Genomic DNA, 13,945 nt, shown 5'->3' with positions numbered 1-13,945 from the left:
ACCCCTGGAGTCCCGCGACTGTGGAAAGATCCATGCCTAGATCGTTTCGATGAAGCCGAGCATCGCGAAGGGATCTCACATGGCTACCTGCCGGGAGTCGCGCTCGTGACCGGTGAGCGCGACTTCGCACCGAAGCCCGGCGAGCGGCGTTCCGACGGGCGGTCGCGGGCCGTCAAGGTCGCGGTCGTGCTGGTCGGCGTGGTCAATCTGGCGGCGGCCGGGGTCCTGATCGGCGTCCCGGGCTTCCAGACCACGCTCGACGCCGTCCCCGGCCCGGCCGAGGGCCGTACCACGCCTCCCGCGGCGGCCCTCACCCGCAGCCCCGCGGCCACTCCGGTCCCGCTTTCGCCGAACTCCGGCACCCCCGCCCCCAGCGCACCGGCTGCGAGCGCGCCCGTCCGCCCCGCTCCGACCCCCACCGCACCGCCGTCGAGCGCCGGCGTCCCGACGACCCCGGGGGCGGTCCAGCCCCAGGGCGCGGCGCGGACGGCCCCGGTACGGGGGCCACGAGCCCGCTCCGTGCGCCCGCAGGCGGTCCGCCCGAGGAAGAAGACCGTGGTGATCGACACCGTCGAGACCGGCCTCACGAGCCCGCCGGCCTCCTCCCCCACCGGGACGCCGGCCTCCTCCCCCACCGGGACGCCGGCGACCTCCCCCACCGGGACCCCCGCGGCGTCCCAGCCCACGTCGGCCGCCCAGCGCCGGAGCGGGCGACCGTCCGGCCGGGCGCCGAGGAAGGTGACCGAGCCCCCGCACGACGACGCCGCCGAGACGGACGACTAGCCGCCGGAGCTTCGGACCCGCCCTCCGGCGTGGCCCTCAGCCGCGGGCGGCCCGGCTGAGCAGGTCGTCCCACACGTCGCTCACCCGCGCGTCCAGCTCCTCGAGCGAGCCCTCGTTCGGGATGACGATGTCGGCGACCGCCAGCCGGTCTTCCCGGCTCGCCTGCGCCGCGATGCGGGCCTTGGCGTCGGCCTCGGCCATCCCCCGGTGCGCGGCCAGCCGTCTGATGCGCACCTCGTCGGCCGCGTCGACGACGATGACCACGTCGTACATCGGCGCCAGCTTGTTCTCGGCCAGCAGGGGCACGTCGTAGACGACGATCGCGTCGTCGGCCGCCTCCGCCTGCAGCTGGGCCACCCGCTCCCCAACCAGCGGATGGACGATCGCGTTGAGCGAGCCCAGCTTCTCGGAGTCGGCGAAGACGAGGGAGCCGAGCTTCTCCCGGTTGAGTGAGCCGTCCGGATGGAGCACCTCGTCGCCGAACGCGGCCACCACCCGTGCCAGACCGGCCGTGCCGGGCTCGACCACCTCACGCGCGATCTTGTCGGCGTCGATCACGACGGCTCCCCTGGCCGCCAGCCGCTTGGACACCTCGCTCTTGCCGGAGCCGATGCCGCCGGTGAGCCCAATCTTCAGCACCGCAAAAGCCTACCGAAGGGTATGGAGTCATCATCAAGGTATGACGACCACGATCCTACGGGTGGCGCACGAGCAGGCCGCGGCGGCCGGCGACGACTGGGTGGGGCCGCAGCACGTCGTGCTCGCGCTGCTCGCCGGCGACTCGATCGCCGCCCGCGTGCTCACCGAGGCCGGGCTCGACCGGGACAAGGCGCTGGAGTGCCTGCGTCACGAGGCGAGACCGGGCCACGGGGTGGGCGGCTTCGCCAACCCGGCCTTCCACAAGCTGGAGGGCATCGCCACGGGCCTGGCGCTCGCCGCCGGTCACCGGAGCCCGGCGCCGGAGCACTGGCTGCTCGCGCTGGCGTACGACGCCCGGGACAGGGAGGCGACGCCGCTGCACGTGTTCGGCCTGGACCCGGCCAGGGTGGTGGAGGCGCTGCGCGCGCACGGCGTGCAGGCGCCGCCGATCGACCCGCCCGTCCATGTCCCGTGGCGCGGCGGCCACCAGATCGTCGTGCCCGCGTCCAGGCTTCGGCCGCTGCTCGACCGGCTCAACGCCGAGCACCCGGCGGGCTCGGAGTGGCGGTGGGGCTGGAACTGGGTTGACGACGACATGGCCCGCGCCGTGATCATCGCTGAGGAGGGGATCGATCTGGCAGCCTACGCAGGTGGACCATCATCAGGTGATCGTCCATCCGCTCGCGATGCGTCTCCCGATAGCCCAGGCGGCGGTAGAGCCGGAGATTGGCGTCCGACAGGTGACCGGTGAACAGGTCGAACGCCGTGGCCTCCGGCACCTGCTCGTGCAGCGCGGTCAGCAGGGCCGTGCCCAGCCCCTGACCCTGCCGGTCGGGCGCGACGACGAGCCGGCCGACCAGGCAGGTGGTGCCGGACATCTGACCGCGCACCGCGCCGACGATGCGCCCCGCGTCGAGCGCCTTGAGCACGACGGCGGTCTCGATGACCTTGCGCAACTGCTCCAGCGACTCCACGAGCGGCGGGATGTACGGATCGCCGTACAGCTGGGCCTCGCTCACGTACGCCGCCCGCTGCACGGTGAGGATCTCCCCCGCGTCCGCCGCCACCGCCCGTTCGATCGTCACCCGCAGCACCCTATCGGGCGGACGCGGCCCCGGCGCGCTTGTCCGCCCGCCGGGTAAGGCCTTCCCCCCGTCAGCGGACGATGCGGAAGAACGCCCGGACTCCCTCGACGAGCGTGTCCGGCGCCGCCATGGTGAGCATGCGGCTCGGGCTGTGCGCCTCGCCCCAGTACACGATGTCGTTCTTGCGCTCGGCGATCCGCCGCAGCACCAGTCCCCACCGCAGCACGAGTCCCCGCCGCAGCGCAAGTCCCGTCACAGCGGAAGTCCGGCCACGTCACCCGGATTCGCCGCGTCACCTGATCCGTCGTTGACGCGGCCCGTTTGGCGACTGCACAGCCCCTCACGACCTGTACCCCCACAGGACGCGAAAAGCCCCGCACGTCGCCGTGCGGGGCTTTCACGATGGGCCTAGGGCCTCAAGGTCAGCTCTGGCCGCCCGCGAGCTTCTCGCGAAGGGCCGCGAGCGCCTCGTCAGAGGCGAGCGCGCCGCTGGCGGGAGCCGACGAGGAGCCGCCCTGCGGAGCCTGGGTCTCGCCGCTGTAGGACGAGGGCGCGGCGTCGCCGGCCTCGGCCTCGGCCTTGCGGGCCTCCTCGATCTGCTTCCTGTGGGCCTCGAAGCGCTGCTGGGCCTCGGCGTACTGCCGCTCCCACTCCTCGCGCTGCTTGTCGAAGCCCTCGAGCCACTCCCCGGTCTCCGGGTCGAAGCCCTCGGGGTAGATGTAGTTGCCCTGCTCGTCGTAGGTGGCCGCCATGCCGTAGAGCGTCGGGTCGAACTCGACCTCGGCGCCCACGCCCTCGTTGGCCTGCTTCAGCGAGAGGCTGATGCGACGACGGTCGAGGTCGATGTCGATGATCTTGACGAAGATCTCGTCGCCGACCTGGACGACCTGCTCCGGGATCTCCACGTGGCGCTCGGCCAGCTCGGAGATGTGGACCAGGCCCTCGATGCCCTCCTCGACCCGGACGAACGCGCCGAACGGCACCAGCTTGGTGACGCGGCCCGGCACGACCTGGCCGATCTGGTGGGTGCGGGCGAACTGCTGCCACGGGTCTTCCTGGGTGGCCTTGAGCGACAGGGAGACGCGCTCGCGCTCCATGTCGACGTCGAGGACCTCGACCGTGACCTCCTGGCCCACCTCGACGACCTCGGACGGGTGGTCGATGTGCTTCCAGGACAGCTCGGACACGTGGACCAGGCCGTCGACCCCGCCGAGGTCGACGAAGGCGCCGAAGTTGACGATCGAGGAGACGACGCCCTTGCGGACCTGACCCTTCTGCAGGGTGTTGAGGAACGTCTGGCGAACCTCGGACTGCGTCTGCTCGAGCCAGGCGCGGCGCGACAGGACCACGTTGTTGCGGTTCTTGTCGAGCTCTATGATCTTCGCCTCGAGCTCGCGGCCGACGTACGGCTGCAGGTCGCGGACACGGCGCATCTCGACCAGGGAGGCCGGGAGGAAGCCGCGCAGGCCGATGTCGAGGATGAGACCACCCTTGACGACCTCGATGACGGTGCCGGTGACGATGCCGTCCTCGTCCTTGATCTTCTCGATCGTGCCCCAGGCGCGCTCGTACTGGGCGCGCTTCTTGGACAGGATCAGGCGACCCTCCTTGTCCTCCTTCTGGAGAACCAGGGCCTCGACGTGTTCGCCGACCTCCACGACGTCAGCCGGGTCGACATCGTGCTTGATCGAAAGCTCGCGCGAGGGGATGACACCCTCGGTCTTGTAGCCGATATCGAGAAGGACCTCGTCTCGATCGACCTTGACGACGGTGCCCTCAACAATGTCACCGTCGTTGAAGTACTTGATGGTCTCGTCGATCGCGGCGAGGAAGGCTTCCTCGGACCCGATGTCGTTGACCGCTACCTGCGGGGTGCTCGAGGTGGCCTCAGTGCTGGACGTCATGTGTGGAATTGCTCCGAACGCGGACAGGATGTCGATGTGGCGGATGCGCGGCAGGCCCTCTTCCGCATCAAGCCGAGGAATTACGACATCGACGTGACCGAGCGCGAGCCCGCTCCGTCTGAGGCGCGCGCGAGCCCACAGCGCAGCGATCAGCATATGAGACCTGGGGCACGGGGTCAATCCGGGGAGCGGTCAGTACGCGATGACCTGGAGCCCTCGCTTGGCGATGATATTACCTCTTAGATTCCCCGGTATGGAGATCCGGTCGGGGTCCCCGTCGGAGACGTAGCGCTCGCCAGGGTGCTTGTCCAGCCATTCCAGCCAGTGTTGCGAGCACCACTTGCGGCACTCGCCCTTCTTGCCGTTGCTCTGGATGCGCTGGATCGCCCCGGGGTCGAATTTTTTCGCGTAGGGCGAAAGCGACGGCTCGGCTCCCGCGAGGAACACGCCGGCGAAATCATACCGTGTCCCGTCCCAAGATCCGCGCCGCGCGACCTTCTTGCCGTGCGGCATCGCCCCGTACGGCAGCGCCATCGTCCTGGACGGCGGCACCCCGAGTTTCTTGAGCAGCCGCTCTAACCGGACGATCTGCTCGCGGACCTTCTTCTTCTTGAGCGCGCGCAGATTGGGGTGGCCCCAGGTGTGGTTGGCCACCTCGTAGCCGTGGTCGACCAGCCATCGCACGGCGGCCGCCTGGGACGCCTCGTCGCGCAGCCCGAACGGCTCCTTGTTGATCCAGAACGTGGCGACCGGCCGGAACCCCGGATGGCGTGCGGCCACCTCCTGGATCACCGCCACGGCGGTGTCCGGCGCGGGGTTGCCGCTCGCGTCCAGCGCGAAGTGGCTGTGATGCCCGTCGTCGAACGTCAGCACGACGGGGAACTTGCCGGCCGGCACCCGGATGTCGCCGATGGCGAACTCCCTGGCGGTGATCGGCACGTATCCCTTCTTCGCCAGCTTCTCCAGCTCCGCCCTCAGTTGGTCGGGCGTCCGGTCGAGTGAGGCCATCCGTTTGCGGACGATCCGGTGGTACATCAGGATCGGCACCCGCCCGAGCTCGTTGGCGCGCACCTGCCTGGCGAACTCGGGCGTGGCCACGATGCCGGGCGGCGGGCCGACCGGGGTCAGGCTGGGCTGCGGAGTGCTCTCCTCGGTCTTCGCCCGGACCGGCGGCCCGGCATGCGGCCGGACCGGGGACGGCATGAGGCTCAACCCGATGATGGCCACGGTGACCACGACGACGTTCGCGAGACCGATGATCCGCGTGAGCGACGCTGACGTGCGCACACAACTCCCGTGCCGCTCGGGGAAAAAGACACTTCAGGGTAGTGCACGTTGTTGACGCTGATGGCGTGCGAAGGAGTCGGACACAGCCTCGGGGCGCGACGCGGAATGCCGCGTCGCGCCCCGAGGCCGGGGTCAGTGCCCGGCGTCCTCCCAGGTGCGCCCGACGCCCACGGAGACCTCCAGCGGGACCCGCAGGTGGTAGGCGGCGTTCATCTGGTCGCAGACGAGTTGCGTGAGCTGCTCCAGCTCCCCGGGCGCCACCTCGAACACGAGCTCGTCGTGGACCTGCAGCAGCATCCGGGAGGCCAGCCCCTCCTCGCGCATCGCCTGGTGGACGTTGAGCATGGCGACCTTGATGATGTCGGCGGCCGAGCCCTGGATGGGGGCGTTGAGCGCCATCCGCTCAGCCATCTCGCGGCGCTGACGGTTGTCGCTGGTGAGGTCGGGCAGGTAGCGGCGGCGCCCCATGATCGTCTCGGTGTAGCCGTCGCTGCGGGCCTGGGCCACGATGGCGTGCAGGAAGTCGCGCACGCCGCCGAATTCCTGGAAGTATTCCTCCTTCAGCGCCCGCGCCTCGGACACCGCGATGTTGAGCTGCCCGCTCAGCCCGAAGTCGGACAGGCCGTAGGCGAGGCCGTAGTTCATCGCCTTGATGCGGGCCCGCAGCTCGCCGTCGATCTGCTCGGGCGGCAGGTTGAACACACGGGCCGCGGTGGCCTGGTGGAAGTCGTGGCCGGACTCGAAGGCGGCGATCAGCGACTCGTCGCCCGACAAGTGGGCCATGATGCGCAGCTCGATCTGGCTGTAGTCGGCCGTCAGGAGCGTCTCGTAACCCTCGCCGACGACGAAGCCCTGCCGGATGCGGCGGCCCTCGGCGGTGCGGATCGGGATGTTCTGCAGATTGGGCTTCTCCGAGGAGAGGCGGCCGGTGGCGGCGATGATCTGGTTGAACGTGGTGTGGATGCGGCCGTCGTCGCCGATCTCCTTGATCAGGCCCTCCACCGTGGTGCGCAGCTTCTGCTGGTCGCGGTGGCGCAGCATGATCGTGGGCAGCTCGTGGTCGGTCTGGGTGGCGAGCCAGGCGAGCTGGTCGGCGTCGGTGCTGTAGCCGGTCTTGATCTTCTTGGTCTTGGGCAGGTTGAGCTTGGTGAAGAGGATCTCCTGCAGCTGCTTGGGCGAGCCCAGGTTGAACTGCTCGCCGACCGAGCGGTGGGCCTCCTCCACCGCGTGCTTGACCGCGGCGCCGAACTCGGCCTCCAGGCCGGCGAAGTATTCGCTGTCGACGGCGATGCCCGCGCGCTCCATCTCGGCCAGCACGTGCAGCAGCGGCAGCTCGACGTCGCCGAGCAATTGCGTGCCGCCGCGGCCGGCGAGGAAGCTCTCGAGGGAGTCGGCCAGCTCGCGGACGGCGTGGGCGCGCAGCGCGAGGTCCTTGGCCGGGGCGTCCTCGTCGTCGCCGAACAGCGCGGCCTGCCCGTTGGACTCCTCCTCGGCCCGCAGGTCGCGGTGGAGGTAGCGGCGGGCGAGGTCTTCCAGCGCGAAGGTGCGCTGCCCGGGCATCGCCAGGTAGGCGGCCAGGGCGGTGTCGCAGGCGAGGCCGCGCAGCTCCATGCCCTGCGCCCACAGCGCCAGGATGGGGCCCTTGGCGTCGTGGACGGCCTTGGGCCTGGTCTCGTCGGCCAGCCAGGCCCGCAGGGCGGTCTCGTCGGCCTCGGTGAGCTTGACGGGGTCGATGTAGGCGGCGGCGCCGCCGGGCGGGGCGACGGCGATGCCCTCGATGCGGCCGGTGCCGCTGCCGTAGACGCCCTTGAAGGCGAGCCCGGCGCGGCCCTCGGGCAGCGCGGCCAGCCAGCCGGCGACGCGGTCGGGGCCGAGCAGCACGGTCTCGACCTCGAAGCCCTGGTCGGGCTCGCGCTCGCCGGTGCCGAGCACCTTGAACACCCGCTCGCGCAGCTCGCCGCGGATCTGCAGGCTGTCGAACAGCTTGTTGACCTCTTCGCGGTCCCAGGCGCCCTGCGTGAGGTCGTCGAGCTCGACGTCGAGCGGGACGTCACGCAGCAGCTCGGTGAGCCGCCGGTTCATCAGCACCTGGGCGACGTGCTCGCGGAGCTTGTCGCCGACCTTGCCCTTGACCTCGTCGACGCGGTCGATCAGCGCGGTCAGCGAGCCGTATTCGCGCACCCACTTGGCCGCGGTCTTCTCCCCGACGCTGGGGATGCTCAGCAGGTTGTCGCTGGGGTCGCCGCGCAGCGCCGCGAAGTCGGGGTATTGAGCCGGGGTCAGGCCGTATTTCTCCTCGACCGCCTCGGGCGTGAACCTCGTCATGTCACTGATGCCGCGCCGCGTCATCAGGACGGTGACCTGCTCGTCGACCAGCTGCAGCGTGTCGCGGTCGCCGCTGACGATCAGGACGTTCATCCCCTGCGCGGAGGCGCGGGTGGCGAGCGTCGCGATGAGGTCGTCGGCCTCGAAGCCCGGCTTGGACAGGCGCGGGATCCGCAGGATGTCGAGCAGCTCGAAGATGAGCTGCATCTGACCGCGGAAGTCTTCGGGGGTCTCGCTCCTGTTGGCCTTGTAGTCGGAGTATTCCTCATGGCGGAACGTCGGCTCCGACCTGTCGAAGGCCACCGCCACGTGGGTGGGCTGCTCGTCGCGCAGGACGTTGGTCAGCATCGAGGTGAACCCGTAGACCGCCTCGGTGTGCTGACCGTCGGTGGTCATCAGGTTGGCGTCCTTGAGCGCGAAGAACGCGCGATAGGCCAGGGAATGCCCGTCGAGCAGCAACAGGCACGGGCGGCTGGGGGTCACTTCACTCTTCGGCACACCCGCAGCCTAGTCTGCGTCTGCGACAGAAAACCTGAGCTCGGAAGAGTGGAGACGTCCCTTTGACGCAGACCAACCCCCTGGACCTCCCCGTGCTGACGGGCATGCACGAGGGCACGCTCGCCGACCGGATGGGCATCGAGTTCCTCGAGGCCGGCCCGGAGCGGGTCGTGGGCCGGATGCCGGTCGAGGGCAACACCCAGCCCTACGGCGTGCTGCACGGCGGCGCCTCGGCGGTGCTCGCCGAGACGCTGGGCTCGGTGGCGGCGGCCATCCACGCCGGTCCCGACCGCATCGCCCTGGGCATCGAGATCAACGCCACCCACCACCGCGCCGCGTCGTCGGGTCACGTCACGGGCGTCGCGACCAGGTTGCACGCCGGTCGCACTTTGGCGACGTACGACATCGAGATCACCGATGAGCAGGGACGACGCGTCTGCACCTCCCGCCTCACGTGCATGCTGCGCGACCGCTGACCCTACGGTCACTTACGACGAAGCTTTGCGCAGCGCCCCCCGGGTCGCTACGGTTGTCCGAACGCGAGCCCACAGGGACAGACGGCCCCGCGCATGCGGGGGTGTTCCGGGCGAGCCCGCGGGAGGCCCAGTAGAAAACGTGTACCGGCCCCGCGCACGCGGGGATTCCGCTCTGCACGGCCCCAAAGGCCCCCCGCGGGCTCGTCAATATTTTCGTAAAATCGTTACGGCTTCGTTTCCGCCGGCGGCCAGGCGTCTCGGCTCATTTAGCCCCTGACCTGGCGTGTTGTTTGCTCACATGAGTGACACGCAGTTGTCACTAATTGGTGACGAACGATACTGAACCGGGCGTAGCCAGAATAAGCTCCCGCCATTGCATCCCAGTTGTGCCTGCGATGCGCGCGTGTCGAGATGGAGGGGCACAACCCCGCCTTGACCTAACTTTGAGGGAGCACCATTGCGCAGAGCCGTGATCGCGTTCACGGCCTTCCTGGGTGGACTCGTCTTCCTGCTCGCCGGACCCGCCAACGCGGGTCCCGTCGATTGTGAGCAGGGACTGAGGGGGACACTCCGACTCCAAGGCCAGCCAGTGAACGGCGTCAAAATCGCCGTGACCACCGAGGGCGGACAACCCGTCCAGGAGGTCACCACCAACGCTCAAGGCGCCTGGGACGTCGAGGTCGAACAACCAGGCAAGTACAAGGTCACCTTGGACGTCGGCACCCTTCCGCAGAACGCCGAGATCCGCGGCGGCAACAACACCCGCACGCCGACGGTGTACGAGGGCAACTGCTCCGCCGTCCTGTTCGCGCTGCAGCCCAAGGGTGCCCCCGGACAGCCGCAGCAGCAGGACACCGGCGGTGAGAGCTCGTTCTGGACGCGGGCCGCGCAGCTCACGTTCGAGGGCTTCAACCTGGGCCTGATCATCGCCCTGGCCGCGCTCGGTCTGTCGCTCATCTACGGCACGACCGGCCTGACCAACTTCGCCCACGGCGAGCTGGTCACGCTCGGCGCGATCCTCGCCTACGGATTCAACGTGGGCCTAGGACTCCATCTGATCCCCGCCGCGATCCTCGCCGTCCTGGTGGCGGGCGCGCTCGGCTACGGACAGGACCGCTTCTTCTGGGGCCAACTGCGCAGACGCGGCACCGGCATCATCGCCATGATGATCATCTCGATCGGCGTGGCGCTCTTCCTCCGCTACGTCATGTTGATCTTCTTCGGCGGCGAGAACGAGGCCTTCGCGCAGTACACTGCGCAGCCGGGCGTCGAGGTCGGCCCGATCACGGCCGCCCCCAAGAACTTCGTCGCCATGGGCATCGAGCTCGCCGTGCTGGTCATCGTCGGCTTCGCGCTGCTGCGCACCCGCACCGGCAAGGCGGCCCGCGCCGTGGCCGACAACCCCGCGCTGGCGGCCTCGTCCGGCATCAACGTCGACCGGGTGATCCGGATCATCTGGACGCTGGGCGGCGCCATCGCCGCGCTGGCCGGCGTCATGCTGGGGCTCTCGCAGAGCCTGAAGTACACGATGGGCCAGGAGATCCTGCTGCTCATCTTCGCCGGCGTGACGCTCGGCGGGCTCGGCACCGCGTTCGGCGCTCTGGTCGGATCCCTGGTGGTGGGCCTGTTCATCCAGGTCTCCACACTGTGGGTGCCGCCGGAGCTCAAGAGCGTCGGCGCGCTGGTGGTGCTCATCATCGTGCTCCTGGTCCGGCCTCAGGGCATCCTGGGCCGCCGTGAGCGGATCGGCTGATCGGGGGAGGATCAGAATGGACTGGATCACGATCATCAGCACCACCCTCAAGGCCGCTATCAACGTGGAGACGGTGCTGTACGCGCTGGCCGCGATCGGCATCAACATCCACTTCGGCTACACCGGCCTGCTCAACTTCGGTCAGGCCGCGTTCATGGGCGTGGCCGGCTACGGGCTGGCCGTCACCGTCACCGTCCTGGGGTTGCCCTTCTGGGTCGGCATCTTCGTCGGCCTGGCGGCGGCGGTGCTCCTGGCGCTCCTGATGGGCATCCCGACGCTGCAGCTGCGCGCCGACTACCTCGCCATCGTCACCATCGCGGCGGCCGAGATCATCCGGCTCATCTTCCGCTCCGTGGCGTTCAAGGACGTCTTCGGCGGCTCCGACGGCCGGCGCGGCTTCTCCGAGGGCTTCCACGCCCTCAGCCCCTTCCCCGAAGGCGAGTACGGCTTCAACCTCGGCCCGATCCCGATCTTCTTCCCTCACTGGCAGCTGTGGGTGATGGTCGTCGGCTGGGCGCTGATCGCCCTGTGCTGCGGCATCGTCTACCTGCTGATGAAGAGCCCGTGGGGACGCGTGCTCAAGGCCATCCGCGAGGACGAGGACGCCGTGCGGAGCCTGGGCAAGAGCGTCTTCTCGTACAAGATGCAGTCGCTGGTCCTGGGCGGCGTCATCGGCTGCCTCGGCGGCTTCATCTACGGCCTGGCCGCCGGCTCCGTCCAGCCGGACGTGTTCGGCACCGAGACGACGTTCTACCTCTACACGATGGTCATCCTCGGCGGCGCCGCCCGCGTGCTCGGCCCCGTCGTGGGCGCGATGGTGTTCTGGGTGCTGCTCGTCCTGATCTACAACACGCTCGCCGAGGCGGTCGGCTCGGGCTACATCACCTTCCTGACCGTCTACCAGGTCGGCGCGGTGCGCTGGATCCTGGTGGGTCTCGGCTTGATCCTGTTGCTCATCTTCCGGCCACAGGGCATCTTCGGTGACAAGAGGGAGATAGCAATCGATGCACGCTGAAACCACGTCCACCGAGCGCAAGGCCGCGGCGCTGGCAGCGTTCAAGGACCTGCCCCGCGAGCCCGGCGTGCCCAAGCCGGACCCGATCCTCGTGGTCGACAAGGTGGTGCGCCGCTTCGGCGGCCTGACCGCCGTCGACGTGGACCACGTCGAGATCCAGCGCGGTTCCATCACCGCCCTGATCGGGCCCAACGGCGCGGGCAAGACCACGTTCTTCAACCAGCTGACCGGCTTCGACACGGCCGACTCCGGCTCGTGGACGTTCAACGGCCGCCCCATGAACGGCGTGCCCGCGCACAAGGTGGCCCGCGCGGGCATGGTGCGCACCTTCCAGCTCACCAAGGCGCTGTCCCGGCTGACCGTGATGGAGAACATGCGCCTGGGCGCCCAGCAGCAGAAGGGCGAGAACTTCTTCCGCGCCCTCCTGCCGGGCTCCTGGCGCAAGCAGGAGGCGGAGATCACGGCGCGGGCCGAGGATCTGCTGACCCGTTTCAAGCTCATCGCCAAGGAGGACGACTTCGCCGGGTCGCTGTCCGGCGGCCAGCGCAAGCTGCTGGAGATGGCTCGCGCGCTCATGGTCAACCCCGAGCTGGTCATGCTCGACGAGCCGATGGCCGGCGTCAACCCGGCGCTGACCCAGTCGCTGCTCGGCCACGTCAAGGACCTGCGCGAGCAGGGCATGACGGTGCTGTTCGTCGAGCACGACATGGACATGGTCCGCGACATCAGCGACTGGGTGATCGTCATGGCCCAGGGCAACGTCATCGCCGAGGGCCCGCCTTCCACGATCATGTCCGACGAGCGTGTGATCGACGCCTACCTCGGCGCGCACCACGACGCGCCTCTCTCCGAGAGCGACCTGGAGACCCAGCTCCACGAGGCTGAGGCGGCGCTGGAGGCCGAGATCGAAGAGGAGACGCAGAAGTGACCGTCCCGGAGTCCAAAGCGGCCGTCACGGACCGCAGCGCGCACCTGGAGGGCGCCGAGGACGCCATCCTGCGGTGCGACGAGCTCATCGCCGGCTACCTGCCGGGCGTCAACATCCTCAACGGCTCCGACCTGTACGTCAAAGACGGCGAGCTGATCGGCATCATCGGCCCCAACGGCGCCGGTAAGTCGACCCTGCTCAAGGCCATGTTCGGGCTGGTCACGATCCGCAGCGGCACGGTGCTGCTCAAGGGCGAGAACATCACGAACATGAAGGCCCACTCGCTGGTCGCGCGGGGCGTCGGCTACGTGCCGCAGACCAACAACGTCTTCCCCAGCCTCACCATCGAGGAGAACCTCGAGATGGGCGCCTTCCAGGTGCCGGGGAAGTTCAAGGAGCGCTTCGAGTTCGTCGCCGAGCTGTTCCCCGCGCTCAAGGAGCGGCGCAAGCAGCGCGCCGGGTCCCTGTCCGGCGGTGAGCGGCAGATGGTGGCGATGGCCCGGGCGCTGATGACAGAGCCGTCCGTGCTGCTGCTCGACGAGCCGTCCGCGGGCCTGTCGCCCAAGCTGCAGGACCTGGTGTTCATCCAGGCCCAGCAGATCAACAAGGCGGGCGTCACGGTCATCATGGTCGAGCAGAACGCGCGCCGCTGCCTGCAGATCTGCCACCGCGGCTACGTCCTCGACCAGGGCCGCAACGCCTACACCGGCACCGGCAAGCAGCTCGCCAACGACCCGAAGGTCATCGAGCTGTACCTCGGCACGCTCGCCAAGGCGTAAACACGATCAAAACGGCGGAGGGACTCCCCTGGGCCCCTCCGCCGTTTTTAATGAGCGATGTGAAACGTTTTGCGACGCTAGCGCTCATCGTCCCCCTCCTGCTCGTCGGTTGCCAGGACGACGCGTCCTCGGAGCAGAAGTTCAGCACCGGCGGCGATCCCGCCGACAGCCCGTGCGCCCGGGTGGTCTCCGCCATCGGGTACGCGGAGCTCATGCTGGAGCCCAAGGGCCAGGAGGAGCGGCAGAACTTCGAGGACGCCGTCATCAGCCGCCTGGCGGAGGCGTACGGGATCACGCTGGAGTTCGGCGACCGGCTCCCCCGCTCGCTGAGCGGCGCGGTGGAGACCGTCAAGCGGACCACCAAGAGCCTGTCCAAGACCGACGTGCCGCGCGAGCGGCAGGTGGCGCTGCTGAAGGAGTACCGGACCGCGGCCGGCCAGATCGTGGCGGGCTGCAAGTGACGAAGGGGGCCG

General features: G+C 69.2%; 13 protein-coding genes and 1 pseudogene. 8 read left to right on the top strand and 6 right to left on the bottom strand.

Annotated features, from left to right (window positions below):
- Positions 1-105 precede the first annotated feature (105 nt).
- Positions 106-783, top strand: a complete 678-nt coding sequence (locus ID574_RS44030) for a hypothetical protein (RefSeq protein ID WP_188195000.1) — start codon at positions 106-108, stop codon at positions 781-783.
- A 36-nt stretch (positions 784-819) separates the two neighbouring features.
- On the opposite strand, the gene coaE is transcribed toward ID574_RS44030, so the two are convergent.
- Positions 820-1,422, bottom strand: a complete 603-nt coding sequence (gene coaE, locus ID574_RS44025) for a dephospho-CoA kinase (RefSeq protein WP_188194999.1) — start codon at positions 1,420-1,422, stop codon at positions 820-822.
- Here coaE and ID574_RS60735 point away from each other — a divergent pair.
- Positions 1,394-1,606: pseudogene (locus ID574_RS60735) on the top strand (Clp protease N-terminal domain-containing protein); the annotation flags it as partial. The gene coaE and the pseudogene ID574_RS60735 overlap by 29 nt on opposite strands.
- A gap of 427 nt (positions 1,607-2,033) precedes the next feature.
- Here ID574_RS60735 and ID574_RS44020 read toward each other — a convergent pair.
- The 5 genes from ID574_RS44020 to polA form a co-directional block, all read right to left on the bottom strand.
- Positions 2,034-2,507: a GNAT family N-acetyltransferase gene (locus ID574_RS44020; protein WP_188194998.1), complete on the bottom strand. Its 474-nt coding sequence runs from the start codon at positions 2,505-2,507 to the stop codon at positions 2,034-2,036.
- A gap of 70 nt (positions 2,508-2,577) precedes the next feature.
- Positions 2,578-2,763, bottom strand: coding sequence for a hypothetical protein (locus tag ID574_RS44015; protein WP_188194997.1), 186 nt, complete (start codon positions 2,761-2,763; stop codon positions 2,578-2,580).
- A gap of 166 nt (positions 2,764-2,929) precedes the next feature.
- Entirely contained in the window at positions 2,930-4,411 is a 1,482-nt protein-coding gene (rpsA, locus tag ID574_RS44010) for a 30S ribosomal protein S1 (protein WP_188194996.1), read from the bottom strand.
- Positions 4,412-4,603: 192 nt separating this feature from the next.
- Positions 4,604-5,698, bottom strand: coding sequence for a polysaccharide deacetylase family protein (locus tag ID574_RS44005; protein ID WP_188194995.1), 1,095 nt, complete (start codon positions 5,696-5,698; stop codon positions 4,604-4,606).
- A gap of 132 nt (positions 5,699-5,830) precedes the next feature.
- Positions 5,831-8,521, bottom strand: coding sequence for a DNA polymerase I (gene polA, locus ID574_RS44000; RefSeq protein ID WP_188194994.1), 2,691 nt, complete (start codon positions 8,519-8,521; stop codon positions 5,831-5,833).
- A gap of 104 nt (positions 8,522-8,625) precedes the next feature.
- Here polA and ID574_RS43995 point away from each other — a divergent pair, with 104 nt between their 5' ends.
- From ID574_RS43995 to ID574_RS43970, 6 genes are all read left to right on the top strand, one after another.
- Positions 8,626-8,997, top strand: coding sequence for a PaaI family thioesterase (locus tag ID574_RS43995; protein ID WP_188195133.1), 372 nt, complete (start codon positions 8,626-8,628; stop codon positions 8,995-8,997).
- Positions 8,998-9,586: 589 nt separating this feature from the next.
- Complete coding sequence (locus ID574_RS43990; protein ID WP_188194993.1) at positions 9,587-10,750, top strand: branched-chain amino acid ABC transporter permease; 1,164 nt, start codon at positions 9,587-9,589, stop codon at positions 10,748-10,750.
- Positions 10,751-10,766: 16 nt separating this feature from the next.
- On the top strand, positions 10,767-11,765 hold the full coding sequence (locus ID574_RS43985) for a branched-chain amino acid ABC transporter permease (RefSeq protein ID WP_188194992.1): 999 nt from the start codon (positions 10,767-10,769) through the stop codon (positions 11,763-11,765).
- A complete protein-coding gene (locus tag ID574_RS43980) occupies positions 11,755-12,693 on the top strand; it encodes an ABC transporter ATP-binding protein (RefSeq protein WP_188194991.1) in 939 nt (312 codons plus the stop codon). The genes ID574_RS43985 and ID574_RS43980 overlap by 11 nt, the downstream gene beginning before the upstream one ends.
- Entirely contained in the window at positions 12,690-13,472 is a 783-nt protein-coding gene (locus ID574_RS43975) for an ABC transporter ATP-binding protein (RefSeq protein ID WP_188194990.1), read from the top strand. The genes ID574_RS43980 and ID574_RS43975 overlap by 4 nt, the downstream gene beginning before the upstream one ends.
- 59 nt (positions 13,473-13,531) lie before the next feature.
- A complete protein-coding gene (locus ID574_RS43970) occupies positions 13,532-13,933 on the top strand; it encodes a hypothetical protein (protein WP_188194989.1) in 402 nt (133 codons plus the stop codon).
- The last annotated feature ends 12 nt before the right edge of the window (positions 13,934-13,945 follow it).

Origin of the sequence: Nonomuraea sp. SYSU D8015, from assembly GCF_008065375.1 — a bacterium.
Lineage (GTDB): Bacteria > Actinomycetota > Actinomycetes > Streptosporangiales > Streptosporangiaceae > Nonomuraea.
This window is presented reverse-complemented; position numbering and strand designations above follow the sequence as displayed.

Coding starts and splice junctions, on each gene's coding strand:
- rpsA (WP_188194996.1), bottom strand. CDS start 4,411: ATGACGTCCAGCACTGAGGCCACCTCGAGCACCCCGCAGGTAGCGGTC.
- ID574_RS43995 (WP_188195133.1), top strand. CDS start 8,626: ATGCACGAGGGCACGCTCGCCGACCGGATGGGCATCGAGTTCCTCGAG.
- ID574_RS43985 (WP_188194992.1), top strand. CDS start 10,767: ATGGACTGGATCACGATCATCAGCACCACCCTCAAGGCCGCTATCAAC.
- ID574_RS43980 (WP_188194991.1), top strand. CDS start 11,755: ATGCACGCTGAAACCACGTCCACCGAGCGCAAGGCCGCGGCGCTGGCA.